At 45.6% G+C, this 25,950-nt stretch carries 22 protein-coding genes and 1 other annotated feature; of the genes, 15 read left to right on the top strand and 7 right to left on the bottom strand.

The window, feature by feature from the left end; genetic code table 11:
- Nucleotides 1–132 precede the first annotated feature (132 nt).
- From murC to ccpA, 5 genes are all read left to right on the top strand, one after another.
- A complete protein-coding gene (murC, locus tag ACTRXH_RS08185; RefSeq protein ID WP_474262991.1) occupies nucleotides 133–1,443 on the top strand; it encodes a UDP-N-acetylmuramate--L-alanine ligase in 1,311 nt (436 codons plus the stop codon).
- Nucleotides 1,444–1,653: 210 nt separating this feature from the next.
- A complete protein-coding gene (locus ACTRXH_RS08190; RefSeq protein ID WP_022795220.1) occupies nucleotides 1,654–2,067 on the top strand; it encodes a DUF948 domain-containing protein in 414 nt (137 codons plus the stop codon).
- Between the two features lie 16 nt (nucleotides 2,068–2,083).
- Nucleotides 2,084–2,515 carry a YtxH domain-containing protein gene (locus tag ACTRXH_RS08195; RefSeq protein WP_474262993.1) on the top strand — a complete coding sequence of 144 codons (432 nt, stop codon included), beginning with the start codon at nucleotides 2,084–2,086 and terminating at the stop codon, nucleotides 2,513–2,515.
- 205 nt (nucleotides 2,516–2,720) lie between these two features.
- Nucleotides 2,721–3,797, top strand: coding sequence for a bifunctional 3-deoxy-7-phosphoheptulonate synthase/chorismate mutase (locus ACTRXH_RS08200; RefSeq protein WP_022795222.1), 1,077 nt, complete (start codon nucleotides 2,721–2,723; stop codon nucleotides 3,795–3,797).
- A 341-nt stretch (nucleotides 3,798–4,138) separates the two neighbouring features.
- A complete protein-coding gene (gene ccpA / locus ACTRXH_RS08205) occupies nucleotides 4,139–5,149 on the top strand; it encodes a catabolite control protein A (protein ID WP_474262995.1) in 1,011 nt (336 codons plus the stop codon).
- Between the two features lie 37 nt (nucleotides 5,150–5,186).
- Here the strand turns inward: ccpA and ACTRXH_RS08210 are convergent, their stop codons facing one another.
- Genes ACTRXH_RS08210 through ACTRXH_RS08220 form a run of 3 tightly spaced genes read right to left on the bottom strand, consistent with a single transcriptional unit; the run spans nucleotide 5,187 to nucleotide 7,657 of the window.
- Nucleotides 5,187–6,353: an acetoin utilization protein AcuC gene (locus tag ACTRXH_RS08210; RefSeq protein WP_474262997.1), complete on the bottom strand. Its 1,167-nt coding sequence runs from the start codon at nucleotides 6,351–6,353 to the stop codon at nucleotides 5,187–5,189.
- Nucleotides 6,350–6,991 (bottom strand): acetoin utilization AcuB family protein, encoded by a 642-nt coding sequence (locus ACTRXH_RS08215; RefSeq protein WP_474263003.1) that lies wholly within the window; start codon nucleotides 6,989–6,991, stop codon nucleotides 6,350–6,352. The genes ACTRXH_RS08210 and ACTRXH_RS08215 overlap by 4 nt, the downstream gene beginning before the upstream one ends.
- A 33-nt stretch (nucleotides 6,992–7,024) precedes the next feature.
- Nucleotides 7,025–7,657, bottom strand: coding sequence for a GNAT family N-acetyltransferase (locus tag ACTRXH_RS08220; RefSeq protein WP_322526385.1), 633 nt, complete (start codon nucleotides 7,655–7,657; stop codon nucleotides 7,025–7,027).
- Between the two features lie 173 nt (nucleotides 7,658–7,830).
- Here ACTRXH_RS08220 and acsA point away from each other — a divergent pair, with 173 nt between their 5' ends.
- Entirely contained in the window at nucleotides 7,831–9,549 is a 1,719-nt protein-coding gene (gene acsA, locus ACTRXH_RS08225; protein ID WP_319631057.1) for an acetate--CoA ligase, read from the top strand.
- Nucleotides 9,550–9,659: 110 nt separating this feature from the next.
- Nucleotides 9,660–9,818 carry a hypothetical protein gene (locus ACTRXH_RS08230; RefSeq protein ID WP_176967740.1) on the top strand — a complete coding sequence of 53 codons (159 nt, stop codon included), beginning with the start codon at nucleotides 9,660–9,662 and terminating at the stop codon, nucleotides 9,816–9,818.
- A gap of 35 nt (nucleotides 9,819–9,853) precedes the next feature.
- Here the strand turns inward: ACTRXH_RS08230 and ACTRXH_RS08235 are convergent, their stop codons facing one another.
- Entirely contained in the window at nucleotides 9,854–13,624 is a 3,771-nt protein-coding gene (locus ACTRXH_RS08235) for a transglycosylase domain-containing protein (RefSeq protein ID WP_474281609.1), read from the bottom strand.
- A 113-nt stretch (nucleotides 13,625–13,737) separates the two neighbouring features.
- Nucleotides 13,738–13,960 (top strand) — a binding site (T-box leader).
- Nucleotides 13,961–14,048: 88 nt separating this feature from the next.
- Between ACTRXH_RS08235 and tyrS the strand changes: the two genes are divergently transcribed.
- Nucleotides 14,049–15,326 carry a tyrosine--tRNA ligase gene (tyrS, locus tag ACTRXH_RS08240; RefSeq protein ID WP_474281611.1) on the top strand — a complete coding sequence of 426 codons (1,278 nt, stop codon included), beginning with the start codon at nucleotides 14,049–14,051 and terminating at the stop codon, nucleotides 15,324–15,326.
- Between the two features lie 70 nt (nucleotides 15,327–15,396).
- Here tyrS and rpsD read toward each other — a convergent pair whose 3' ends face one another.
- The 3 genes from rpsD to hisJ form a co-directional block, all read right to left on the bottom strand.
- Nucleotides 15,397–15,999: a 30S ribosomal protein S4 gene (rpsD, locus tag ACTRXH_RS08245; RefSeq protein ID WP_474281613.1), complete on the bottom strand. Its 603-nt coding sequence runs from the start codon at nucleotides 15,997–15,999 to the stop codon at nucleotides 15,397–15,399.
- A gap of 333 nt (nucleotides 16,000–16,332) precedes the next feature.
- Nucleotides 16,333–16,839, bottom strand: a complete 507-nt coding sequence (locus ACTRXH_RS08250) for a GAF domain-containing protein (protein ID WP_474261884.1) — start codon at nucleotides 16,837–16,839, stop codon at nucleotides 16,333–16,335.
- Between the two features lie 16 nt (nucleotides 16,840–16,855).
- On the bottom strand, nucleotides 16,856–17,674 hold the full coding sequence (hisJ, locus tag ACTRXH_RS08255) for a histidinol-phosphatase HisJ (protein ID WP_474261885.1): 819 nt from the start codon (nucleotides 17,672–17,674) through the stop codon (nucleotides 16,856–16,858).
- Nucleotides 17,675–17,941: 267 nt separating this feature from the next.
- On the opposite strand from hisJ, the gene ACTRXH_RS08260 reads away from it, so the two are divergent.
- The 7 genes from ACTRXH_RS08260 to tpx all read left to right on the top strand — a co-directional run bounded on the left by ACTRXH_RS08260 (nucleotide 17,942) and on the right by tpx (nucleotide 25,897).
- Nucleotides 17,942–19,651 carry a septation ring formation regulator EzrA gene (locus tag ACTRXH_RS08260; protein WP_474281615.1) on the top strand — a complete coding sequence of 570 codons (1,710 nt, stop codon included), beginning with the start codon at nucleotides 17,942–17,944 and terminating at the stop codon, nucleotides 19,649–19,651.
- A gap of 78 nt (nucleotides 19,652–19,729) precedes the next feature.
- Complete coding sequence (locus tag ACTRXH_RS08265) at nucleotides 19,730–20,875, top strand: cysteine desulfurase family protein (RefSeq protein ID WP_474281617.1); 1,146 nt, start codon at nucleotides 19,730–19,732, stop codon at nucleotides 20,873–20,875.
- Nucleotides 20,872–22,077 carry a tRNA uracil 4-sulfurtransferase ThiI gene (gene thiI / locus ACTRXH_RS08270; RefSeq protein ID WP_474281619.1) on the top strand — a complete coding sequence of 402 codons (1,206 nt, stop codon included), beginning with the start codon at nucleotides 20,872–20,874 and terminating at the stop codon, nucleotides 22,075–22,077. The genes ACTRXH_RS08265 and thiI overlap by 4 nt, the downstream gene beginning before the upstream one ends.
- A 98-nt stretch (nucleotides 22,078–22,175) precedes the next feature.
- A complete protein-coding gene (locus tag ACTRXH_RS08275) occupies nucleotides 22,176–23,801 on the top strand; it encodes an amidohydrolase (RefSeq protein WP_474281621.1) in 1,626 nt (541 codons plus the stop codon).
- 2 nt (nucleotides 23,802–23,803) lie between these two features.
- Nucleotides 23,804–24,799 carry a signal peptide peptidase SppA gene (sppA, locus tag ACTRXH_RS08280; protein WP_474281623.1) on the top strand — a complete coding sequence of 332 codons (996 nt, stop codon included), beginning with the start codon at nucleotides 23,804–23,806 and terminating at the stop codon, nucleotides 24,797–24,799.
- 8 nt (nucleotides 24,800–24,807) lie between these two features.
- On the top strand, nucleotides 24,808–25,365 hold the full coding sequence (locus tag ACTRXH_RS08285; RefSeq protein ID WP_474281625.1) for an RDD family protein: 558 nt from the start codon (nucleotides 24,808–24,810) through the stop codon (nucleotides 25,363–25,365).
- A gap of 31 nt (nucleotides 25,366–25,396) precedes the next feature.
- A complete protein-coding gene (gene tpx / locus ACTRXH_RS08290) occupies nucleotides 25,397–25,897 on the top strand; it encodes a thiol peroxidase (RefSeq protein ID WP_474281627.1) in 501 nt (166 codons plus the stop codon).
- Nucleotides 25,898–25,950 lie beyond the last annotated feature (53 nt).

A 25,950-nucleotide genomic window follows, 5' to 3' on the forward strand; every position in this document is an offset into this window, starting at 1 on the left:
CCATTGGAGGAACTAAAGGTTTTTGCTATAATAAGACAAGTATGTTTACATATGATACACACCATGAAAAACGATCTCTTTCACCTGTGCGTTTCGGCGGCAAGGTTTTTTGAAAGAACGGAGGAAGACAATATGTCTAATTATCATTTTATTGGAATTAAAGGATCCGGTATGAGTGCTCTTGCCCAGATTCTGCACGATATGAATCACACTGTACAGGGCTCAGATGTTGAAAAAACGTTTTTTACCCAGCAGCCTCTTGAAAAGAAAAATATCTCTATTCTTCCTTTTCAGGCTGATAACATCCAGGAAGGCCAGACAGTAGTTGCTTCAGCAGCTTATGGTGATACACACGAAGAAGTGAAAAAGGCAAAACAGTCAGGACTGGAAGTTCATTCATACCCTCAGTTTTTAGGAGAATTTCTTCAGAATTTTACATCGATAGCAGTGGCAGGCTCTCACGGCAAAACGACCACCACCGGTCTTTTAGCCCATGTGCTCGAGGCGTATAAGCCGACCTCATACTTGATTGGTGACGGCACAGGAAAGGGTATGGAAAACAGCCGCTTTTTTACGTTTGAAGCCTGTGAATACCGTCGTCATTTTTTAAACTATGTACCTGATTACGCCATCATGACAAATATTGATTTTGATCACCCGGACTATTTTTCTGATGTGGACGATGTCGTGCAGGCATTTAATGAAATGGCTCAAAAAGTAAAAAAGGGTATTGTGGCCTGCGGTGACGATGAGCATCTTCAAAAGCTGCACGCTCCGGTACCAATTGTTTATTACGGTATTGAAGGAAAGCATGACTTTAATGCAGAAAACATATTAGTAGACGAAAACGGCACCAGCTTTGATGTACAAATCCGCGGGGACCGTTTTGGCAGGTTTACTATTCCGGGCTATGGCAATCATCATATTTTAAACGCGCTCGCCGTTATTGCCATCTGCCACTATGAAGAAGTGCCCGCTTCTATTATCCGTGAACAACTGGCTTCTTTCAGCGGGGTAAAACGCCGGTTTACAGAAAAAATCTCCGGGTCTCAGGTGTTGATTGATGATTATGCCCATCACCCTACGGAGATCCGTGCCACCATTGAGTCAGCGAAACAAAAGTACCCTAGCCGTTCGGTAGCAGCTGTTTTTCAGCCGCATACGTTTTCAAGAACCAAGGCTTTTCTTGATGATTTCGCAGACAGTTTGCAGATGGCAGACTATGTTTACCTTTGCGATATTTTTGGCTCAGCCAGGGAAAAGGATGGAAGCTTAAGCATAGATGATTTAAAGCAGCGTATTCCTGGAGCAAGAATAATTCAGGAGGACGGTATCCAGGTGCTTGAAACGCATAATGATGCTGTGCTTTTATTTATGGGAGCCGGAGACATTCAAAAGTTTCAAAGTGCCTATGAAGCTCACCTTGAATCCTCCAAACAGTAAAATTGAAAGGACGGGAAGCAAAAGCTTTCCGTTTTTTTGGTATTACTATCAAAAAAGAGGATGAACCGGCATCCAGGTGATTGTTTTTTCATCCAAGAGGCATACTTTTTACCGGGAAAGGGAACAGTGGGATAGAAAGAACCTCTATGAAGAATGGAGTTTCAAACCAAACAAATAGTGGTAAAATGGCGACAGGAGGTGTATTGTGATATGGCTATTTTAGGATACATAAGCGCGCTGATTGCAGCGATCGCTTTTGCCGTTCTAATTATTTTCCTCGTGAAAACGCTGAAGACAGCTACCACAATGATGGAGCGCGTAGGGAATACAATGGAACAAGTAGAGCAGCAGGTACAGGGCATTACCAGGGAATCAGAGGCTATGCTTAACCGTTCTAATACTATTATGGAAGACGTGCAGACCAAAACAGAAAGTATTAATGGTTTTGTAGGGTCGCTGCAAAATGTCGGGGAATCGGTGGACAATGTTAACCACTCATTCCGCCGTGTAGCCGATTCCGTTTCCAATTATTCTTCAAAACAATCAGAGCAGGTCACCCAGGTGATTCAGTGGGGGAATGCCTTTATTGATTTGTATGCCCGCTGGAAAAAACGGACAAAATAAAAGGGGACGATAAAGAATGGCTTCATACAACACAAAAGACTTTATTATTGGCACGATTATAGGAAGTATTGTAGGGGCGTCAACAGCGCTGCTTCTTACTCCAAAGTCCGGGGAAGAATGGCGCCAGGATCTTTCTGAAGGCACCCAGTCAGTAAAACAGAAATCAAGCGGATTAACTTCCGAGGCGTACGAAAAAGGCAGTGATTGGGCAAATCGCGCTAAAGATAAGTCCAGCGAGCTGGCCAAAAATGTTTCTGCCCAATCTTCTCATTTATATGAAAGAGTGAAAGGAAGCTCGGGAGAAAACGAGGAAAAGTCTGCTGAAGAGCTGGCCAAAGAACTTAATGAACGTATTGATGAAAGTGAAGAAGCAGCGGCAGAAGATGTAAAAAAAGATGTACGCGATCTGCATAAAGATTCAACAGAAAATAACAGCAATAATACGTAAAAGTTAAGGCCGTTGCGTCAAACGCAGCGGTTTTTAATATGTTTTTTTAATTAAATATAGACGTAAAGCTTATTCTAAAGGTAAAAATACTTTAACACTTAAAAGCGTTTAAGAAATAAAGAAAAAAGGGCTGACAGAACAGAATTCTTCGTTTATAATGGGGCGTAATCGAAAAGATAAGTAATTGACTGAAGGAGTGGAGAGTATGAGTAACGAACAGTTAGATGCCCTGAGAGAACAATTGGATGATGTGAACGTAAAGCTATTGGAACTGATTAATGAACGTGGACGCCTGGTCCGGGAAATCGGGGACGTAAAAAGCAAGTCTGGACAGAAGCGGTTCGATCCGGTACGTGAGCGCCACATGCTTGATCATATTGCAGAACATAACGAAGGGCCTTTCTACACTTCTACGGTTCAGCATATTTTCAAACAAATCTTCCAGGCAGGCCTTGAGCTTCAAGAGGACGATAATCGTAAAGAACTGCTGGTATCCCGGAAGAAAAAGCCTGAAGATACAATTGTTGACCTGAAGGGCGAGAAAATCGGAGACGGTTCTCAGCGTCTTGTTGCAGGTCCTTGTTCCGTAGAAAGCTACGAACAGGTATATGAAGTAGCTAAATTCATGAAAAGCCAGGGCATTCGCCTTCTGCGCGGCGGGGCATTCAAGCCGAGAACTTCCCCGTACGATTTCCAGGGACTTGGCAAAGAAGGCCTTGAAATTCTGCGCCGTGTAGCTGATGAACTGGATATGGTAGTGATCAGCGAAATTGTGAGCCCGCAGGATGTAGAGATGTCACTGGATTACCTCGACGTTATTCAGGTCGGTGCGAGAAACTCCCAAAACTTTGAACTGTTAAAAGAAGTGGGCGGCGTAGACAAACCTGTCTTAATGAAACGTGGCATGTCTTCGACTATCGATGAATTGATTAAAGGTGCTGAATACATTCTGGCTAAAGGGAATGAAAATATTATTCTTTGCGAACGCGGCATCCGTACGTACGAAAAAGCAACGAGAAACACCCTCGATATTTCTGCAGTACCAATTCTGAAAAAAGAAACACACCTTCCAGTGATGGTGGATGTGACACACTCTACGGGCAGAAGAGATCTGCTTGAACCAACAGCACGTGCAGCATTTGCTATCGGTGCAGATGCAGTCATGGCTGAAGTACACCCTGATCCAGCTGTTGCTCTTTCTGATTCCGCTCAGCAAATGGATCTTGCTCAATTTGAATCGTTCCTGGATTCTTTACGGGCTTCCGGATTATACAAATCATAATTCAGTACAAGAAAAGCACAGGGCGTCCTGTGCTTTTTTATGTGATAAGCCCTGCTGATTAATTTAAATTATTTGATAGCGTTTTCTTGAAAATAAGCATGAAAACATAGTAAAATGAAAACAATTGAAAACAAGCCAAATCAAGAATAAAGACGTTTTGTGCTTAATATGGTATGATTGGAAAATCTGTGATTGTGAAGAACAGAACAACCTTGAATACATCCTGCTAATAGGAAGTTATGAAAAGTTTTCATAAATGAATTGCAGAGGCGATAACCATTATTATATGATAGCATCATCTGTTAAGAAGTGGATGAAAGGGACTTGAAGGAGGATTACTAGTGAATACAACAATTTATGATGTAGCAAGAGAGGCTGGCGTTTCAATGGCGACCGTCTCGCGTGTAGTGAACGGCAATCCAAACGTGAAGCCAGCTACAAGAAAAAAGGTGCTGGATGCCATTGAAGGGCTCGGTTACCGTCCAAACGCTGTAGCACGTGGTCTTGCAAGCAAAAAAACGACCACTGTCGGTGTAATTATTCCGGATATATCAAGCATTTTCTTTGCCGAACTGGCCCGGGGGATTGAAGACATTGCGATGATGTATAAATACAATATCATCCTGAGCAACTCCGACCAGAATAAAGACCGCGAAATTAATCTGATTAATACGCTGCTTGAAAAACAGGTGGATGGGATTGTATTTATGGGCGGCGAAATTACTGAGGAGCACGTGGAACAGTTCAAGCACTCCCCGGTGCCGATCGTTCTGGCTGCGACAGTTGATGAAAATAAGGAAGTACCTTCAGTAAACATTGATTATGCAGATGCTGCTTTTGACGCTGTAGAAGAACTGATCGAAGGCGGCCACCAGAGGATCGGTATGGTTTCCGGCTCTCTTGAGGATCCGGTAAATGGATATAAAAAATTCAGCGGATATAAGGAAGCTCTGAATAAAAACAATATTACTTTTGAGGAGGAATTAGTAACAGTAGGAGATTATTCATATGATTCGGGACTACGGGCTGCCCAGTCCCTGATGAAGCTTGAAAACCCTCCAACTGCGATTTTTGCTTCTACAGACGAAATGGCTCTCGGTGTTATTCACGGGCTTCAGGATGATGGCTTCAGCGTACCGGATCAGGTAAATGTCATCGGCTTTGACAATACACGTCTTGCGACAATGGTAAGGCCGACATTAACGACCGTAGTACAGCCGATGTATGATATCGGGGCAGTTTCCATGCGGCTTTTGACGAAGTTTATGAACAAAGAGGAAGTGGATGAAAGCACTGTAGTCCTTCCACACCGTCTGGAGTACAGACAATCAACGACTATCCCGGAAAAATAAGGGAAGCAGCCTGGCTGCTTCCCTTACTTTTTTATAATCACGGCCTTTTTTCATTTCTAATATGAAAAAGGGCTTTTTCTAATGAACGTATATTTTTTTCCTCAATTTCCGGTCGTCTTGGGATCGGAGCATACATTTGCTCGGGATCCTGCCATTTGGTTGGTAGCTCAATAGGCGCATTTGTTCCCCAGCGGCTCCGCCATTCTTCTGGACAGTTTTGTTCGTATAATTGGGTCTGCTCACTCATTTCAAGCCACACGGCCGCCCAGGCTCTTGGTACGACTCTCCACATGTCGTAGCCTCCGCCGCCTACTGCAATCCATCTGCCACCGCAGTATTCATGGGCTACTTGATGAGCGATAGCAGGAATGGCCTTGTATGATTCGATGCTTAAGGAGAGATGAGTGAGTGGGTCGAAATAGTGCGCGTCTGCTCCGTTAAGTGTAAAAATGACGTCCGGTTTGAAAAACTCGGCTGCTTCCCGCAATGCTGTTTCATAGCAATGAAGAAAAGAGTCATCCTCTGTAAAGGCGTCCACTGGTATATTAATGGAAGTGCCGTAGCCCTGTCCTGCGCCTTTCTCACCAACGCTGCCGGTACCTGGGAACAGGTATCTTCCTGTTTCATGAATCGACAGTGTGCAGACATCTGGTTCCTCGTAAAAAGAAAACTGGACTCCATCTCCGTGGTGGGCATCGGTATCAACATATAAAACGCGTGCACCGAAGTGTTTACGTGCGTATTCAATGGCAATGGAGCTGTCATTATATACACAAAAGCCCGAAGCCTTTCCCTGAAAGCCATGATGCAGGCCTCCGCCAAGGTGGAAAGCATGAGTTGCTTTACCTGAGAGAACCGTTTCAACAGCCTGAAGTGTACCACCGACAAGCGTGGCAGAAGCTTCATGCATATGGTCAAAAATAGGTGTATCCTCTGTTCCGAGGCCATAGTTATTTGCAACGCCAATACTAAGCTCGCCTTTTCCGGCGGCTTTAACCGCCTCCACATAATGTTGGTCGTGTACAAGCATTATTTCTTCATCCGTTGCCATCCGTGACGGAATAAGCTGATTGTCATTGATTGCCCCTATTTCCAATAGCAGATCAAAGGTAATTTGCTGACGGAGGGGGCTGAAAGGATGATCGTCATTAAATTTGTACTGCGGCATATCCGGAGAATAAACGAGAGCGTGATTCATTGTCATGATCCTGGCTCCGGCATTCTCGGCCATTGTACGGTGTACCCTTTTTCTTCAATAGCAGCAATCAGTCTTCGGGGATCCATTGTCTGCACCCGGAAGCTGAGCACCTGCTTATCAATTTCATTGTGTGGAAAGAGCAGTACACTGATAACGTTTGTCCCTTTTTCTTTAAAAATCAATGATAATTCTGCCAGCTGTCCGGATAAATTAGGAACAACAACATCTATCTGGGAGGACGGCTGATTGGCTCCTGTCATTTTTACTAACGTATGCAGAACGTTGGTTTCAGTCAGTATGCCGACCAGTTTATCATCTGAGGAAACGACAGGTAGAGCGCTGATATCGTTCTCGTATAAGACTACTGCGGCATCAGCCATCAGATCATAGGACATGATGGTAACGACGGGAAAAGTCATAATTGTGGAAACGGGCTGTTCCAATTCTTTTTTATCATCGCCGGGCTGAAAAATGGAAGGGCTGGCATCGCGGATATCCCTGTCCGCTACAATACCAACGACATAACGGTTTTCGTCAATCACAGGTATATGCCGGATGCGGTGTTTTTCCAAAAGCTCCAAAGCTGTGCGTATAAGCGTGGTTCGTTCAATTGTTATGACGTCTTTAACCATAATTTCTTCCACGAACAAGCAAACATTCCTCCTCTGTGCAGGCGGTTAAAACATAAATTTATTAGTAAAACGAACGTTATCAAATTGTTGAATATCGGTATCTGATACACGTGAGCCAATTCTTACCATTAAACAATTTGCGGGGTGAGAGCAAATTTCAGGATCATCTGTGGCCATCCATTCGAGCCCGCCGGCATTCATCATTTTTTCCATAAGCTTTCTATATTCCCATACGGTTAAGCCGCTTGATTTGAGATCCCAGTGCCAGTAGTATTCTGTGGTAATGATAATATAGTCTTCCATGGCATCATCGAGCACAGAAAACTCTAACAGACGTTTGCCAATTTTAGCTCCCCTGTACTCTTTGGCTATTTCGATGGCCCCAAGCTCCAGGAGACTGTCCAGCCGGGCTTCCGACCAGCGCTCTAAAGGATCCGGATAGACAAATGTGACATAGCCGACAATCGTTTTGCCATCAGCGACAATATTAATACGCCCTTCAGGAAGATCAGCAATGCCAATCAATGCCTTTTTTTGTTCTTCATGGGAACGAAACGCTGTAAGGCCTGGATGAAAGTCGTAATCGTGAAGTGTTTTACCGGAAACAGGGCCTTCCATGAGCAAAGTGTGGTTGTTCCATGCGATTTCCCTGGAATAATAGGTCTTTTTGTGAATCATGTACACCATCCTTCATCCACCTATGGTACTGCTTACATTATTATCATATCAGAAAATTACTTCAGATTGGTGGAAGAAATGAGAATATTAAGAAATGAAAGAATTGAACAATGTATGAACTTATATTATAATGAATTTGTGCAAATTAAGATCGATAGAAGGGAATGTTTCAAATGAAAGTGCAAACGCTTCCACCAATTGACGGAAATTACAACCTACAAGACTACGAAGAAGCAAAACAAAACTTCGACTGGTCGGAAATCGAAAAACAATTCTCTTGGCACGAAACAGGAAAAGTAAACATGGCATACGAAGCAATTGATCGCCATGCTGAGAATCCTGATAAGCAAAACCAGGTAGCACTTCATTATTTAGATGGAAGCCGCAAAGAGGAGTATACATTTGCGGATATGAAAAAATACACAAACAAAGCAGCAAATGTAATGAAAGAAGCAGGTATTGAGAAAGGAGACCGCGTCTTCATTTTCATGTCCCGTTCTCCCGAACTTTACTTTGCTCTTCTAGGTGCAATTAAAGTGGGCGCTATCGTTGGCCCATTGTTTGAAGCCTTCATGGAAGGAGCTGTCCGGGACCGTCTTGAAGACAGCGAAGCAAAAGCACTCGTTACAACGCCTCAGTTAGTAGAACGGGTACCGTTTGATGATCTTCCAAATCTGGAAACGGTGTTCATCCACGGAGGCGTAGATGATGAAAAAGGCGGATTTTTGGATTTTGATGCAAGACTTCAGCAGGCGGGCAGCGATTTTGAACCGGAATGGGTAGACCGTGAAGACGGACTGATTCTGCATTATACTTCAGGGTCTACTGGAAAGCCTAAGGGCGTTTATCACGTACACAATGCCATGATACAGCACTATCAGACAGCGAAATGGGTGTTGGATTTGAAAGACGGGGATGTATACTGGTGTACAGCCGATCCTGGCTGGGTAACTGGCACATCCTACGGTATATTCGGTCCATGGCTTGCCGGCGTAACAAACGTGGTGCGCGGCGGCCGCTTCAGCGCACAGGACTGGTATGATACTCTGGATAGATACAATGTATCCGTATGGTACAGTGCACCAACTGCTTTCCGGATGCTCATGAGCGCCGGGGACGAGCTTGTGAAAGAATATGATCTTTCTTCGCTGCGACACATTTTGAGTGTCGGGGAGCCGTTAAATCCAGAAGTGGTACGCTGGGGTGAAAAAGCATTTAATCTCCGCATTCATGACACATGGTGGATGACAGAGACAGGTGCAATGATGATATGTAACTATCCGGCAATGACAATTAAAGCCGGGTCCATGGGGAAACCAATCCCAGGAGTCTACGGTGCAATTGTCGATGATCAGGGAAATGAGCTTCCGCCGAACCGAATGGGTAATCTGGCTATCAAGCCAACCTGGCCGGCAATGATGAGAGCTATTTGGAATAGAAAAGAAAAATTTGACAGCTATTTTGAATTGAACGGCTGGTACGTATCCGGTGACTCTGCTTATATGGACGAAGATGGCTACTTCTGGTTCCAGGGTCGTGTAGATGATGTCATCATGACTGCTGGTGAAAGAGTCGGACCATTTGAAGTAGAAAGCAAACTGGTTGAACACCCGGCTGTAGGTGAAGCAGGGGTTATTGGTAAGCCGGACCCGGTACGCGGGGAAATCATTAAAGCATTTGTAGCCCTGCGGGAAGGATATGAAGCTTCAGACGAGTTGAAGGAAGAAATTCAAAACTTCGTGAAAAAAGAACTTGCTGGTCACGTTGCGCCGAAAGAAATTGAATTCCGTAAATCACTTCCGAAAACAAGAAGTGGTAAGATTATGCGCCGTGTCTTGAAAGCATGGGAGCTTGATCTACCTACTGGTGATCTTTCTACTATGGAAGACTAGAGTGTGAAAATGTAAGAAGCCTCCGTACTTATCATGTACGGAGGCTTCTTTATTTCTAATGACCCTTCAGGTATGATATACAGAAAGAATAGAAAGGGGGCGAGGCGGTCTTGGTTGCTTTAATTATCGGTATTATTATTTTACTGGAAAGTTTCTATTTAATATTTAAAGGAAGTAAAGAAAATCGACGTTTTCTGCGGACAGCAGGAATGGTTTCAGTGCCTATTGCAATATTACTGGTGTGGATTGGACTGGCCCAGATGGCTTAATTCTTAATTTCAATACATAATGGCTTTTTACTTCCCTACTCTTCTTGTTCGGAAGAACTGCTTTCATCTGTTTCATTTTCAGTATCACTTGAAGTCTCTGGCGAAGAATTTTCGCCAGGGGCTTCTTCATTTGTAGACGAGGCCTCAGACTCTCCGGTATCCTCAGTGTCCCCGTCCCCGGAAGGAGCAGAAGAGGAGTCCTCAGCGGAATCCTCTTCGTCAGTGGAGGCGCCGGAGTCTTCGGTTTCGTCAGAGCCACTGTCCCCGGAAGGAGCAGAAGAGGAGTCCTCAGCGGAATCCTCTTCATCAGTGGAGGCGCCGGAATCCTCGGTTTCCTCAGTGTCACTATCCCCGGAAGGAGCAGAAGAGGAGTCCTCAGTGGAATCCTCTTCGTCAGTGGAGGCGCCGGAGTCTTCAGTCTCGTCAGAGCCACCATCCCCGGAAGGAGCAGAAGAGGAGTCCTCAGTGGAATCCTCTTCATCAGTGGAGGCGCCGGAGTCTTCGGTTTCCTCAGTGTCACTATCCCCGGAAGGAGCAGAAGAGGAGTCCTCAGCGGAATCCTCTTCATCAGTGGAGGCGCCGGAGTCTTCAGTCTCGTCAGAGCCACCATCCCCGGAAGGAGCAGAAGAGGAGTCCTCAGTGGAATCCTCTTCATCAGTGGAGGCGCCGGAGTCTTCGGTTTCCTCAGCGTCCCCGTCTCCGGAAGGAGCGGAAGAGTCTTCATTGCTGCTGTCTTCAGTGGATTCTTCTTCGTCTGTTGAACTTCCGTCATTTTCTGCTTCATCCGCCGTATTCGATTCGTTTGTGTTTTCATCGGAGCTATCATTGCTGTCATTGCCTGATGGCTCCGAAGAGTTATCCTCAGATTCCCCCGGGCTGTCGCCGGAAGAATCTTCAGAAGAGGAATTATCCCCGCCTTCGTTTTCGTTATTTTCATCTGTGCTGTTTTCTTCATTATCACTGCCGGAGTTGTCGCTTGTGTCCTGGTCTTCAGAGTTTTGATTTTCATTATCGTTGTTTGAAGAACCATTACTGCCGGTATTTTCTTCAGCGTCATCATTGCCCGAGTCATTATTGTTGTTTTCTGAGTCGCTGCTGTCTGAGTCTTCGTTGCTTCCGGAATTGTTATTGCCGGAGTCATTGTTGTCGTCAGAATTATCATTGCTGTTATTGTCGCCATCGCCATTCGAACCGCTGACGTCAGCTCCGCTGGAATCATTTGATTCCCTGCCGTGAGTATCTACGGCGCGGACAGTATACTCGCCGTTTCCATCAGTATCAAATTCTGTGGTTTCCCGGTCGATTACATTGTCAACTTCGTCGCCGTCATTAAAGATACGATAGCCGATCACATCATTATCATCGGAGGCTGACCAGGTGAGGGTTCCGCCATCATTAGAGACTCCAGTCACACGGGAAGGGTCCCTGTTATTTTCAGGAGCATCTTCATCTGGAACAATATTATCCCAATCGTCCGGCAGATATTCCTGAATCTCTTCTTCATCGCCGTCCAAAAGGTATTCGTCATTTAAAGAAATGCCATCTTCCATAAATTCAGAAGGAGTATCATCGTACCCAGGGTAACGATCTCCGTCGATGGTTACATATTCAATTTCTTCGAGACTGTCATCCTCTTCAGTAGGAGCGAATTCTTCATTGAGAATATCTTCATTCACCAGATCTGCTTCTTCACACAAATCGGTAGGCTGTTGACCGGAGAGTCCGCATATTTCTTCTGTAGATATGCCATCCGGTTCAGAGAATGTGTCCCCAGTCCCGATTAAATCGTCCTCCGTCTCGGAAGCGGCATTCATAATATCGGCCCAAATCTGCTGAGTTCTCTGCGAATAAGAGAGCCCCTGCGCATCTTCAATGCCAATCTGTTCATTATACCCAAGCCATAGGCCGAAGGTTACGTTGGGATTATAGCCGACGAACCAGGAGTCGATCTGATTATTTGTCGTACCCGTCTTTCCGGCCCAGTCACCGTCAATATTCAGACGATCGGGAAGAGAGCTTGCAGTACCGTCTGATCCTAATACGTCACGAAGAATATCTGTAATAAGGAAGCTGGTCTGCTCCGAAAAAGGATTGGTGGATTCTTCTTCATGTTCGAAAACAGCTTCGTCTGTACTGGCGGTAATAGAAGCTACCATGTAAGGTTCATGATGTTCTCCTCCGGCAGGAAAGGTCGTAAACGCGCTTGTGTTTTGTTCTACACTTACGCCGCGGCTGAGTCCGCCGATGGCAGTGGAAGAAGAAATGCCGTTTTCGACTACATTGCCCATACCAAGATCATTAAGAGCTTCTTCTCTGGTCGATTCGTCCAGCATGTCAAACACCCGTACTGCCGGTATGTTTCGTGATTCGGCTAAAGCACTTCTGGCGTCGATAAAGCCTTCATACTCTCCGTCAAAGTTATTGAGCTCGTCATCGTCTCCTCCGTATTCGGTAGGAATATCGAGCAGCGTCTGTCCGGGATGCAGAAGGCCTTCTTCAATGGCGGGGCCATAATCAAGCAGCGGTTTCATGGTTGAGCCGTTCTGCCTGCGCGTCTGGGTAGCGTAGTTTAATGAACTTGTTTCAAAATCACGACCTCCGACGAAGCTTAAAATAGCACCGCTGTTATTTTCAATCATCATACCGCCGACCTGCTCTGCTTCGCCCTCTTTTTCGGGGCCAAAGTAGTCGTTGCCATCTACAGCTTCCTGCATAGCATCATAGGTGTCTTTATGAACCGTCAGTTCAATATCATACCCGCCTTCAGCAACTTCCCGGCCTGCTTCCTGGTTATATTGCTGAATGGTTTCCTGACGCTCTTCGTCTGATAAATTTTCTAATTGAACGTCGTCTTCGGCAAGCATTTCTTCGCGCATAATCCTTGTAGCTCTGCGCTGAGCTTCATTAATCAAATAAGGGTATTCCTGTGCTACTTCTTCTTTTGGTTCAGCAAGATTGTCGCGAATATCGTAATCCATTGCTTCATCATATTCTTCCTGGGAAATGGACTCTACTTCGAGCATATTGTTTAAGACTTCATCTTTCCTGTTCAGCCCTTGAGAGAGGTCGTCTTTTATTTCCCCGTTACTTTCAAATGGGGTGTAGGTGTAAGGGTTTTGCGGGAGTCCGGCAATGTAGGCGGACTGGGCCACGTTCAGTTCAGAGGCGTCAACGCCAAATATTCCCTGGGCGGCTGCCTGGGCCCCTGCGATATTTTCCCCATTGGCATTACGGCCGAATGGAACGATATTCATATAAGCCTGAAATATTTCATCTTTCGAAAAGTACGTTTCCATTCTCATCGCCAAAGCGACTTCTTTCGCTTTTCTTTCAAAGGATACTTCTCTGGTCAACAGCTGGTTTTTAACGATCTGCTGGGTTAAAGTTGACCCTCCCGTTTGAGTGGAAGAGTTCGTTACCTCCTGGTATGTAGCGCGCATTAATGACTGGGGATTAATTCCGTTGTGATCATAAAAAGCCCTATCCTCTGTTGACAAAAATGCGTCCTGCAGGTTGGTTGAAACGTTATCGAGTTCTACACGCTGTCTCTCCAATTCTGAAGGCAGCTCTCCCAGTTCCTCTCCGCTGGCAAAATGGACGGTGCTGTTCTCGGCATAGCTATATATTGATTCCTGCATTTCTTCCTCCGTGTAAGCTTCCTGTCCTTTAACCAAGGAAGCGAAAAAGCCTGCACCGATTGACCCAATAAATAATAAAGCTAAAATAAAAACAATAAACAGGGTGAGAAATGAAAGACCAACAACGCGTAAGGTGTTTCTAGAGCTTGTTTGGTCGTGACGCCCCATAATTATTACGATCTCCCTTCTCTATGTAGCTTTGTCTTTGGATTCATACATTGACAGTGTTGAAAGTCTTGTGCTAAAAATAAAAGAAGTGCAAACTTGAAAACAAACTATAACATACAGCTATGAAGGATGAAAGTAACCATAGGACCTACAGTCACAGAGAGTCGACGTTAGCTGAAAGTCGAACTGCAGCCTTTGGCGAATTACACATCCAGAGCTCCTTTCAGATCTTTGATTAAAAAAGGTCTGAAACGGTGTAATGCATCGTTATCAACATGAAGCCGGGAAGCTTATGCTTCCAATAAGGGTGGTACCGCGGTCATCATCGTCCCTTTTCGTTTTTCGAAGCGAAGAGGGACTTTTTTATGTACCTACACTTATATATCCAAGTTTAGTGCGTTTTTAAACCAGAAAGGGGAAAGTTATGGGCATTTGGGAGGAATTAGAAGAAAGAGGACTTGTGAATCAGGTAACAGAAAGAGAGGGACTTAAGAATCAGTTAAACAACGGTCAGCTCCGTTTTTACTGTGGATTCGATCCTACGGGAGACAGTCTTCATATTGGTCATCTGCTGACTATTATTTTAATGCGCCGGATGCAGCTGCACGGGCATCAGCCAATTGCTCTTGTAGGCGGTGGCACAGGAATGATTGGGGATCCGAGCGGGAGAAACGCAGAACGCTCCCTGAATGAACCAGAGATTGTGGAAGGTTTTTCACAAAAAATCCGCACCCAGCTTGAAAAATATCTCGATTTTGACGGTGCGTATGGTGCAGAAATAGTAAACAACCATGACTGGCTTGGAAGCATGACTCTCATCAGCTTCCTTAGAGACTTTGGGAAGCATTTCAGTGTCAATTATATGCTTGCGAAAGAATCGGTGGAATCCCGTATTCACGAAGGCATTTCTTTTACGGAATTCAGCTACCAGATAATGCAGTCAATTGATTTTTACTACCTCTACAAAAATCACCATTGTACGCTTCAAATCGGCGGCAGCGATCAATGGGGCAATATTACTGCCGGTTTAGAGCTGATTCGTCGTCTTGAATATGAAGACGAGGAAAAATCCCCTGCTTACGGTATGACAATCCCGTTAGTAACCAAAGCCGACGGCACGAAATTTGGAAAAACAGCCGGCTACGCCATATGGCTCGATCCCGAAAAAACATCTCCATATGAAATGTACCAATTTCTGCTTAATACGGACGATCGCGATGTATTAAAATTTATACGCTACTTTACGTTTATTGATCATGAAGAAATGAAAGAGCTTGAAGAAAAGATGCAGACAGAGCCTGAAAAAAGAGAAGCTCACCGGAGACTGGCGCAGGAAATCACCTCGTTTGTCCACGGCGGGGAAGCACTGAATCAGGCTGAAAACATTACGAAAGCTCTTTTTGGCGGAGGCGAGCTGACAGCACTGACAGCAGATGAAATAGCCCAGGGTTTCAAAGATGTACCATCGTACACGATGGAAGCAGAAGAACAAAACCTGGTGGATCTTTTAGTTCAAGCGGGAATAGCAGGTTCAAAACGACAGGCCAGGGAAGATGTACAGAACGGTGCTGTGTATATTAATGGTAAAAGAGAACAGAGTACAGACAAAACTGTAGGGAACAATGATTTAATTGACGATCAATTTATCATTATGCGCAGAGGTAAAAAGAAATATTTTCTGATTTTAAAAAACAATGGATAAAACCGGCTGAAAAAAGCCGGACAAACATAAAAATCCCGTGCAGATCGATATCTGCACGGGATTTTTACTATTAACGAGAGTAGTACTCAACGATTAGTGCTTCGGAAATTTCCGCAGGAAGCTCAGAACGTTCAGGGTAACGACTGTACGTGCCCTGAAGGTTGTCAGCATCAAACGTGAGATATTCCGGAACGAAAGAATTAGCTTCAAGTGCTTCCTGGATAGCGCTCATGTTGCGGGATTTTTCACGAACACTGATGGTTTTTCCTGGCTCTACGCGGTAAGACGGGATATCTACACGATTACCGTCTACAGTGATGTGGCCATGGTTGACCAGCTGGCGTGCACCGCGGCGGGTGCGGGAAAGACCGAGACGATAAACAAGGTTATCGAGACGGGATTCAAGCAGAATCAGGAAGTTTTCGCCGTGTACACCAGGCAATTTGCCGGCGATGTTAAATGTGCGCAGGAATTGGCGCTCATTTAAGTTGTACATGAAACGAAGCTTCTGTTTTTCCTGCAGCTGAACACCGTATTCGGATAATTTTCTGCGCTGCGTTGGACCATGCTCTCCCGGCGGATAAGGACGTTTTTCGAGTTCTTTTCCTGTACCACTGAGAGAGATGCCGAAGCGGCGGGACTTTTTCCAGGTTGGACCTGTATAGCGTGCCATAATGGCATCCTCCTCTATTAAAACAAATTTTGGTATAAAAACACTGTTGGCGAATCTCCCGTCATGCTCATTTTGCCCTCGTATGTCTTCGCCCCGACAGCTAGGGGTTACGCAACACACCTTGCTGAAAGCAAGGAGCAAAATGGAAAGCACATGCAAGGCTTGCCCAGGCTGTCTTTTACACAACCGTCATTATAACTTCTGGCTGATGGCAAGTCAATATGTTTAGACCGGTAAGATTTAAATAAAATTAATGGAAAATTTCCGGAGGAAATAAAGAAGCCAGGCAAGCATAATTTAAGCTTGCCAGGCAGGACAGCGAACTGGAGAAGGTTACGTTTTAGCTGAAAACAGCCCGTGTTCAATTTCATCGGCAAACTGACGAAGGAAAGACTCTTCCTGTTCAGAAAAGCGGTTCAGTACAGGGCTGTCAATGTCGAGCACGCCGTACACCTTCCCCTCAGGGGTGAACAATGGAACAACTATTTCTGACTGGCTGGCAGCATCACATGCGATATGGCCCGGAAAGGCGTGCACATCCTCCACGCGAACCGTCTGCTTTTTCTCATAAGCCGTACCGCAGACCCCTTTGCCAGGGGTGATGCGGTTACAGGCAGGCAGCCCCTGAAATGGACCGAGAACCAGTTCATTTTCTGTATCGTTCCAAATATAGAAGCCGACCCAGTTTACGTCGGTCAAAAATTGATTAAGCAAAGCGGAGGCGTTGGCCAAGTTGGCGGTTTGGCTGTTTTCGTCTGAAAATAATGCTTTCGCCTGCTGACATAATGTATGGTAGCTTTTCTCTAAAGATGAGTCATAAGAAACTGGTTGAAAAGACATGAAGATCCCTCTTTCATTATCGTAGTTGCTCCCCTGCAAGAGCTGAAATATCGTTACTGCCTGCGAGCAGTCCCGAAGAGGCGTGGGCATCGGAGCCGTATACAAGCGGTATCCCCATCTTTAATGCTGATTGTATTACCGAGGGATGCGGGTACGGCTCGAGGCACCGTTCTTTGATTGTACCGGCACCGTTCACATCAAGTTCAAACCCTCTGGATTTAACCTCCTGCAAAATAGCTTCAATAGCATTTTGATCAAGAAAATCATATTCGTAATTTTTATGAAACTTTCGAATAAGCGTCATATGCCCGATCCTGTTCGGTGCGTATTTTCCAAGGTGAGTCTGAGCAGAGCGGAGAACGGCACTATAGTACAATTCCGCCGCTTTTTGCGGTGATCCGCTTAGACGGACGTAGCGGTCAAAGTGATCAGGTGAAAAATCTATACATATATATTCACTGTTTATTTTAATGAAGTGAGAGGAAAGAATGCAATCCTCGAGCTCAGGACCGTACGTGTTCATAAACTGTTCTGTATTTTTCTCAAATCCTTCAATAAAATCCACTTCGAGTCCTTTTTTAATGGAAATATCGCTATGGTATTCTGACTGAAGGTCATTTAAATCATGGAGATACTGATCGAGCTGCGCAAGCGGCATGGCACTGTCTTTATCCGGCACAGGATCTGTAAAACCCTTAGGAAGAGGAGCGTGCTCGGTGAAACTGATCGTTTTTATTCCGTTTTTGATACAAGCCTCAATATAGTCGTGAAACGAGTCTCTGCTTCCATGCGGACAGAAGGGGGAGTGAATATGGCCGTCACGAGTAATTGTCATAGGTATAAACTCCTTGTTTTGTGGAAAATATTATTAAAATACGGTTGACGAAATTAAGAAATAAGGAAAATGGATTTTCTCGAAATTTTCTTTATCGTCATATAACAATCACTGCGTTTACATGTTATCATAAGTTAGAGCAAACATAGTTGAAAAAATATTTTGAGTACATTCGTGCACATAAAGTATGAGATAAGTATAAGTAACCCATAACGTGTAAATTATTGAAAACAAGGATGCACAGCGGGGAAAACTGGAGTGAGGAATTTGGCGACAACAATTGTAATTATAGTTCTGGTTATCATTATCGCCGCGTTTGTCATATACGGAGCATGGGGACGCAGACGCATTTACCGGGAAGTAGACCGCCTGGAGGATGCAAGGGCAAATATGGCGGACCAGCCTGTAGCTGAAGAGATTGCGCGGGTCAAGGGCATGACAATGTCGGGAGAAACAGAAGAAAAGTTTGAATCATGGCGCAAGGACTGGGACGAAATTGTGGGCAAGCATCTGCCTGATATTGAAAAGGCTCTTTATGATGCGGAAGAAAAAGCAGACAAGTACAAGTTTAGTCAGGCTTCAGAAATCGCTGCTGCTGTAGATACGCAGCTCGCCAGTATCGAAGAGGAGATCAGCAATATATTTCTGGAAATAGAAGAGCTGGTACATAATGAATCTGAAAACCGTCGCGGCATTGAAGAGTCGGAACAGAAATATGAAGATATAAAACGGTTTGTTTCTCAGAACTGGCACACGCTCGGCAAGACAGCCCCGCTTTTTGACCAGCACATGCGTGACCTCCAGTCTTCTTTTGAAGCTTTTTATGAAGCGGTGGAGCAGGGGAATCAATCTGAAGCCAAACAGCTCAGAGAGAAGCTCGATGAAGATTTGGAACGTGAAGAAGCATCGCTCTATGCCGTCCCTGATATGCTTGCAAAAGTACGGCGGCGTCTGCCGGAAGAATGGAAATCCCTGCGCGCCGGGCTGTATGAAATGGAAGAGCAGGGATACCCCATGGATGCTTTTGCATTTGAACAACGACTGAACGAAAACGAAGCAGAAGCTGAACAACTGCAGACGCGGATTGAAAATCTGGACCTTGACGGGGTTGCAGAACGCCTTACTGAAATGGATGCCTACAATGAAGAAGTGTACCGCATTCTTGAAGAAGAAGTGGAAGCCCGTGCCGAGGTCGAACGTCTGCTGCCTCAGGTTCATGAAGGCAGAGAACAGTTATCCACGAGGATGCAGACGCTGTTAGTGGAAAAAGAATTTATCGAAGCCAACTATCGGATTCCATCGGAAACAGACCATTTGATTGCTTCATCAAAACGACAGGTTGATGGAATTAGAAAGAGCGTATTACAATTGCAGGAGCAAAAAGAAAACAAAGAACATTCCTTTACGCATATTGAAATGGAACTAAAGCAAATTCTTGAGAAACAGGAAGAAGTTGAGTCGGGAATTCTGGAAGCAGAGAACCAGCTCGGCGTACTCCGAAAAGATGAAACACAGGCAATGGAAACGCTCGAAGAGCTGAAACGCCAGAACCGCATCGAAGAAATGAGAATGCAGCGTACAAGGCTGCCTAAGCTTCCGCCAATACTTTTGAATGAAAAAGAATCAGCGGATGATAAAATTGCCCATGCCGCTGCGGCCCTTTCTGAAACGCCACTTGAAATGTCGCAGGTGCGTGAAACGGTAGCTCAGGCAGAAGAGAGTGTGCGCACTGTTTCCACAATGCTTCGGCGTATGGAAGAGCAGGCGTTGATGACTGAACGTATCATCCAGCGAGGAAATTTATACCGGAGCAAAGAGGCTGAACTCGATCAAAGCCTGAAAGAAGCAGAAAGTGCTTTTCGCAAAGGCCAGTATGAGCATGCCCTGCAGGTGGCTTCATCATCTGTGCGGAAAATGGATGACCGTTTTGTAACAGAAGTTCTGCAGGAGTCTGACATGCAGCTGACAGAAGCATAATCGACAAGCAAATAGTTAAGAAGCCTGAACTCAGGCTTCTTTTTTATGATATTAGTGAATGCTGGGAGGAATTTGAAAATGTATTTTGATAACAGCGCGACCACCCAGCCATACGAGGAAGTGCTGAGTGCATACAGGAAAGCGTCCGAAAGTTATTTTGCCAACCCTTCTTCATTTCACCATAAGGGCGGTGAAGCTGAACGCCTGCTTGAATCTGCGAGAAGCCAGATCGCCCGGGAGTTAAACGTGGAACCGGAGCGCTGCTTTTTTACGAGCGGTGGTACGGAAGGAAATAATATGGTATTAAAAGGAGTCGCAGAGGCGAGAAAAAATCTTGGTCATCATATTATAACAACGGCTGTGGAACATCCATCAGTAATGGAAACCTGTGTCCACTTAGAAGAAAAAGGGTATCGGGTAACATATCTGCCGGTTGGCAGGGACGGCCGTATAGTTACAGAGGATTTGACTAAGGCATTGGAGCCGGATACTATCCTTGTTACGGTCGGTCATACAAACAGTGAAACCGGTGCAATACAGCCTGTTGAGGCGATTGGAGAAATACTCTCTTCCCGCACTGATATTTATTTTCATACGGATTACGTACAGGGTGCGGCCAAAATTCCATTAAATATTGAAAAAGCGGGCCTGGATTTTGTTACGGTATCCGCTCATAAATTCCATGGATTGAAAGGTGCGGGACTGTTGTATAAGCATCCAAGAACGGTGCTTGAGCCTTTAATACACGGGGGCGGTCAGGAAAGCGGGGTCCGTTCAGGAACAGAGAATACAGCAGGTACTGCAGCTATGGCCAAAGCACTTCGTCTGGCAAAAGAAAGCTATGCTGCAAACAGCAGCAGAATTGAAGAAATCAAATTGTGGACCGCGTCACGGCTGCAGGAAAGCAGTGGAGTGATTAACTCTCCTTTTTCCGGAGGGTCTCCGTTCATATTAAATATTTCCTTCCCCGGAATAAAACCGGAAGTACTCGTTGAAGCGCTCGCGGAGAGGGGAGTTTCAATTTCCACTAAAACAGCATGTGCTTCTAAAAACTCGGAGCCATCTGCCGTCGTTTTAGCTGCTACGGGAGAGCGGAAACTTGCAGAAAGTGCTGTGAGGATAAGTTTCTCTGCAGATACAATGAAAGAGGAAGCCGCTCATTTATGCAGCATCTGTGAAGAAGTGCTGCCACAGTTAAAAAAGGTTATGGAGGAACAGCAATGAGAGAAGAATATTTATTAATTCGCTTTGGTGAACTTGCTTTAAAAGGAAAAAACCGAAAAGAATTCGAACGGCAGTTAAGAGAAAACATTGATCACGCGGTAAAGGATTTCCCTCACTGTGAAGTACGGCGCACCTATGGACGTATTGCGATTAATCTGCTGGGGGAACCTGCTGAAGAAGTCATTGAAGCGGTGAAGCCGGTGTTTGGAATTTCCTCCATCAGCTATGCGAGAAAAGCGGATTTATCGGAAGAGGAGATCCAGCAGACGGCCTATCAAATGTTTTCGGAATATAAAGATAGAAAAACTACATTTAAGGTGGAAGCAAGAAGGTCCAATAAAGACTTTCCTATTCATTCCACGAAGCTCGCTCCAAGCGTCGGAAGTTATATTCTCCATCATACCGAAGGCGTCGGGGTGGACGTGAAAAATCCGGAAGTAACCGTGGAAATTGATGTTCGCGAGCAGGGGGCCTATGTAAGCTGCGGACGTATTAACGGGGCGGGGGGACTGCCGACAGGCACTGGCGGAAAAGTAGTCAGTATGCTTTCCGGAGGCATAGACAGTCCGGCCGCTGCATATTTAGCCATGAAGCGTGGAGTAACGATCGAGGCAGTTCACTTTCACAGCCCGCCTTATACAAATGAGCGGGCGAAACAAAAAGTGGAAGATATCGCCCGGGTTCTCAGTCAGTTTGGAGGGAGTATCAATCTTCATGTGGTACCATTTACCCGTGTTCAGGAAGCTATCCGAAACAGGGTGCCCGATGACCATACGATGACGATTACACGAAGAGCGATGCTTGAAATAGTAACCAAAATAGCGGAGAAGGAAGACGCCAAGGCAGTAGTAAATGGCGAAAGCCTGGGACAGGTAGCTTCCCAGACGCTTGAAAGTATGAACGTTATCAACGAAGTCACGAGTGTACCGGTGCTTCGGCCGCTGATTGCCATGGACAAAGAAGAAATTATCAGCATCGCTAAGCGTATAGGCACCTATGATATTTCTGTGCGACCGTATGAAGATTGCTGTACTGTGTTTCAACCGGCCAGTCCTGCCACTAAACCCAAAATTGGTTTAGTCTATAAATATGAAAAACGTCTGGATAAAGAGGAATTGTTTAAAGAAGCGATAGCTGAAACGAAAGTGATTTCTGTATCTAATGCAAAAAGTGGAAATGAAGAGTTTGAAGACCTTCTCTAAAGAGCTTTTTTCATTTGTGCAAGTGGTATAAAATGGAATTTCGGAAGAGTTGAAACAAAACGGGAAGTCGTCCGTAAAAAGGAGAGGCGGTTAATGCTGTGAAAACACTTTGGTATAACGGAAATATTTATACGATGAAAAAAGAAAAAGAAAAGGTCGAGGCAGTTTTAACCTCGGAGGGGACGATTGAAAAAGCAGGAGTGCTCGCAGAGATAGAAAAAGAACTGCAAAATGCTGCTGTCCGCCGGGTGGATTTAAACGGAAGCGCGATGTACCCTGGTTTTACAGACAGTCATTTACATATGATCGGGCTGGGGGAAACGATGATCCAGCTGGATCTGTCAGAGTGCACCTCTGCAGAAGAAATGGCTGCACTGATTAAAGAGAAAACAAAAGAAGTGCCCGCAGGTGAATGGGTCATTGGGGAAGGATGGAACGAAAACAATTTCCCGGACCGGAAAATTTTCCACCGGGAGGAGCTTGATGATTTAGTGCCCGCTCATCCATTGCTGCTGACACGGATATGCCGACACGCCGCATTGGTTAACACACGCGCCCTCGATGCTGCAGGTATCGATAAAGATACTCCGGACCCGGAGGGCGGCATCATTGTTAAATCAAGGAATGGGGAGCCTACAGGCTATTTGCTCGACCAGGCCGCAGACTTAGTAAAAAATGAAATTCCAGAGGTGTCCGAGGAGTATCTACAGGAGGCACTTGGAAAAGCGGTGAGTCATATGCATCAATGCGGACTGACTGGCGGACATACGGAAGATCTTAATTACTACGGCGGGTTTACGAGGACATTGAACACATTCAGAAATATTTTGGCCGCCACTTCATTTCGGGCGCATCTTCTCGTGCATCATGAAGTGTTTCCGGACTTTATACAGCAGGGTCATACGTACGGTCTTCTTGATGAAGGTCTGGAACTCGGCGCTATGAAAATATTTGCAGATGGAGCACTGGGGGGACGTACCGCCCTTCTCAGCCATCCCTACAATGATGCCCCTGAAACAGCGGGTGTTGCTATCCATTCGAGAGAAGAACTGAAAAAGCTCGTGGCAGAAGCCAGAAAAGAAAATATGCCGGTGGCTGTTCACGCTATTGGCGATTTAGCTTTGGAATATGTGATAGATGCTTTAGAGGCCTGGCCGGTGCCAGAAGGGGTGCGGGACCGGATTATTCACGTCCAAATTGCGAGGGAAGATTTGGTGGAACGGCTGAAGGCTCTGCCGGTAGCACTCGATCTGCAGCCCCGGTTTGTGCTTTCGGATTTCCCGTGGGTCGAAGAGCGTCTCGGCAGAGAAAGGCTTCGTTATTCCTTCGCCTGGAAAAAACTCCTCGATCAGGGAATCATCTGCGCGGGGAGCTCAGACGCTCCTATTGAATCTGTAGACCCGAGAACCGGAATTTATGCGGCTGTCGCCCGGAAAAACCCGGGGGAGATGCACAACGGCTATATGCCGGAAGAAAAACTAACTCCTTTTGAAGCCGTGGAGCTGTATACTGGAGGCAGTGCCAGAGCGATCAGCCGTGAACACGATCTGGGGAGAATTGCTCCCGGGTATAAAGCGGACTTCACGGTGCTCAGGAAGGATCTTTTTCAAATAAAGCCGGAAGAGATTTTAACAGCCGAGGTGGAAGCGACCGTGGTAGGGGAAGAAGTCGTGTTCATGCCCGAGGAGAGCAGAATCAAAATTAATATTGAAGCGGAGGAATAATGATGAATGCAAAAAGGTGGTTTGCTTTATTAGCGGCAGCGGTGCTTCTTATCGTTTCGCTTGGCGCCCAGACAGCTTTTTCCTTGTGGAATACAGTTTCGAACCAGGCGCAAAATCAGCAGAATCAGGAGGACATAGTGAAAGAGGGCTCTTCAGACAGCCGGATAGCAATGCTTGATGTAGAGGGCACCATTCAATCCTCGGGCGGCTCCGGTGCTTTCTCCGGGGAAGGCTACAACCATGATGAATTTCTGAGTAATCTCGAAGAAGCCGGGTCGAGCGCAGATGTAGACGGTATTATTATTAATGTAAACAGCCCTGGGGGAGGGGTGGTTGAAAGTGATGAAATCCACGACGCCGTCGTCGAAGTACAGGAGGAAGAAAATAAACCTGTATATGTTTCGATGGGTAATACGGCTGCTTCCGGCGGCTACTACCTTGCAGCCCCAGCGGATAAAATAGTTGCCCATTCAGCGACTATTACCGGTTCGATAGGCGTGATTATGTCTTCCCTGAACTACTCCGAGCTGGCTGAAAACCTGGGCATTGAAGGCGTGAACATAACGAGCGGAGAGTTTAAAGACATGGGCTCTCCTACGGAAGAAATGACAGAAGAAGATCGGGAAATCATGCAGGGCATCGTCGACGACATGTATGAAGATTTTCTGCAGGTTGTAATAGATGGAAGAGGATTTAGTGAAGACGAGGCAAGGGATTTAGCTGATGGCCGTATTTATACGGGTGAGCAGGCGGAAGAAAATGGACTGATCGATGAGCTTGGGACTTCAGATGACACTATTGCAATGATGGAAGAAGATCTTGAACTCGGAGACGCTACTGTAGAGCGCTACACTTCGGAGGGATTTAGCTGGCAGTCGCTTCTGCAAAATTCCGTCCAGGGATTGTTCATTTCTGATGAGAAGCTGCTGGGACTCCAGGAACTGCTGAAGTCAGTCGGAAGCGACAGTCCGCGGCCAATGTATTTGTATGAAGGATAGGAGGGATAATGATGACCACAAATGGCGGCTATCCGGAAGACCCTAAGAGAGTGGAACAAACAGTGCCGGAAGGAAGCAACGAGAATGCTGGTTCTTTGTCCGGCTCAGCAGATAAGCAAAATGCCAATGAAAGAAATGAAGCGAAGGAAGAACTATTCGCAGGGTTTTGGATGCGCTTTTGGGCGTACCTTACTGATCTGATTATACTTTTTTCCTTGAACGGGCTCCTTCTCTCTCCTTTCTATTTTACGGGACAAGGAGAAATCTGGGGATTCATCACATTGTATGCCGTCTTTAACGCAGTGATAACCTACGGATATTTTTTACTGATGACAAAACTTTATGGGCAGACGCTTGGTAAAATGATTTTCGGTTTGAGAGTAGTCCGGGTGAACCGGGAAAAGTTAAAATGGTCCGATATCATTTTCAGGGAAATCGTTCTACGGTTTGCCTACCGCAGCCTGGTTATTACAAATCTGGCATACATCGTAGTAGCCTTTACACCACAAAAGGCTGGTATTCATGATATGATTGCGGATACGAGGGTCATTCATACAAGAAAATGAAGCCCGGAACAAAAAGTGAAGGAGGAGTAAGATGACAGCAGTAACGTTTAAAGAAAAGCCCGTGACACTCGTGGGAGACAAAGTCGAATCCGGAGAATACGCTCCCGATTTCACTGTACTTGCAAATGATATGAGCCCGGTATCACTAAGTGATGCCTCAGGAAAAGTAAGGCTAATCAGTGTAGTACCATCTATTGATACAGGTGTCTGCTCACAGCAGACACGGAAATTCAACGAAGAAGCTGCTTCGCTTGAAAATGTGGAAGTATGGACTATCAGCTGCGATCTTCCTTTTGCACAGCGGCGCTGGTGTGCAGCAGAAGGAATTGAAAATGTCCATGTACTTTCCGACCATAAAGACCTGGACTTTGGCAAACAGTTTGGTCTGGTAATGGATGAAATGAGACTGCTTGCCCGTTCAGTGATCGTCGTAGACAGCGAAGGAAAGGTTTCCTATAAGGAAATTGTTTCAGAAGGAACGAACCATCCTGATTATGAAGCGGCAATCAACGCAGCCAACAATACAAACTAATGAAGAAAATGGCGCCTGCAAAGGCGTCATTTATTGTGTGTGCAGGGCTGGAA

The sequence above is a fragment of the Marinococcus sp. LNHM5E3-2.1 genome, from assembly GCF_056034365.1.

Bases quoted from the DNA above. Each gene is read 5' to 3' on its own strand.
- murC (WP_474262991.1), top strand. From the start codon at position 133: ATGTCTAATTATCATTTTATTGGAATTAAAGGATCCGGTATGAGTGCT.
- ACTRXH_RS08190 (WP_022795220.1), top strand. From the start codon at position 1,654: ATGGCTATTTTAGGATACATAAGCGCGCTGATTGCAGCGATCGCTTTT.
- ACTRXH_RS08195 (WP_474262993.1), top strand. From the start codon at position 2,084: ATGGCTTCATACAACACAAAAGACTTTATTATTGGCACGATTATAGGA.
- ACTRXH_RS08200 (WP_022795222.1), top strand. From the start codon at position 2,721: ATGAGTAACGAACAGTTAGATGCCCTGAGAGAACAATTGGATGATGTG.
- ACTRXH_RS08210 (WP_474262997.1), bottom strand. From the start codon at position 6,353: ATGACAATGAATCACGCTCTCGTTTATTCTCCGGATATGCCGCAGTAC.
- ACTRXH_RS08220 (WP_322526385.1), bottom strand. From the start codon at position 7,657: ATGATTCACAAAAAGACCTATTATTCCAGGGAAATCGCATGGAACAAC.
- acsA (WP_319631057.1), top strand. From the start codon at position 7,831: ATGAAAGTGCAAACGCTTCCACCAATTGACGGAAATTACAACCTACAA.
- ACTRXH_RS08235 (WP_474281609.1), bottom strand. From the start codon at position 13,624: ATGGGGCGTCACGACCAAACAAGCTCTAGAAACACCTTACGCGTTGTT.
- tyrS (WP_474281611.1), top strand. From the start codon at position 14,049: ATGGGCATTTGGGAGGAATTAGAAGAAAGAGGACTTGTGAATCAGGTA.
- rpsD (WP_474281613.1), bottom strand. From the start codon at position 15,999: ATGGCACGCTATACAGGTCCAACCTGGAAAAAGTCCCGCCGCTTCGGC.
- ACTRXH_RS08250 (WP_474261884.1), bottom strand. From the start codon at position 16,839: ATGTCTTTTCAACCAGTTTCTTATGACTCATCTTTAGAGAAAAGCTAC.
- hisJ (WP_474261885.1), bottom strand. From the start codon at position 17,674: ATGACAATTACTCGTGACGGCCATATTCACTCCCCCTTCTGTCCGCAT.
- ACTRXH_RS08265 (WP_474281617.1), top strand. From the start codon at position 19,730: ATGTATTTTGATAACAGCGCGACCACCCAGCCATACGAGGAAGTGCTG.
- thiI (WP_474281619.1), top strand. From the start codon at position 20,872: ATGAGAGAAGAATATTTATTAATTCGCTTTGGTGAACTTGCTTTAAAA.
- sppA (WP_474281623.1), top strand. From the start codon at position 23,804: ATGAATGCAAAAAGGTGGTTTGCTTTATTAGCGGCAGCGGTGCTTCTT.
- ACTRXH_RS08285 (WP_474281625.1), top strand. From the start codon at position 24,808: ATGATGACCACAAATGGCGGCTATCCGGAAGACCCTAAGAGAGTGGAA.
- tpx (WP_474281627.1), top strand. From the start codon at position 25,397: ATGACAGCAGTAACGTTTAAAGAAAAGCCCGTGACACTCGTGGGAGAC.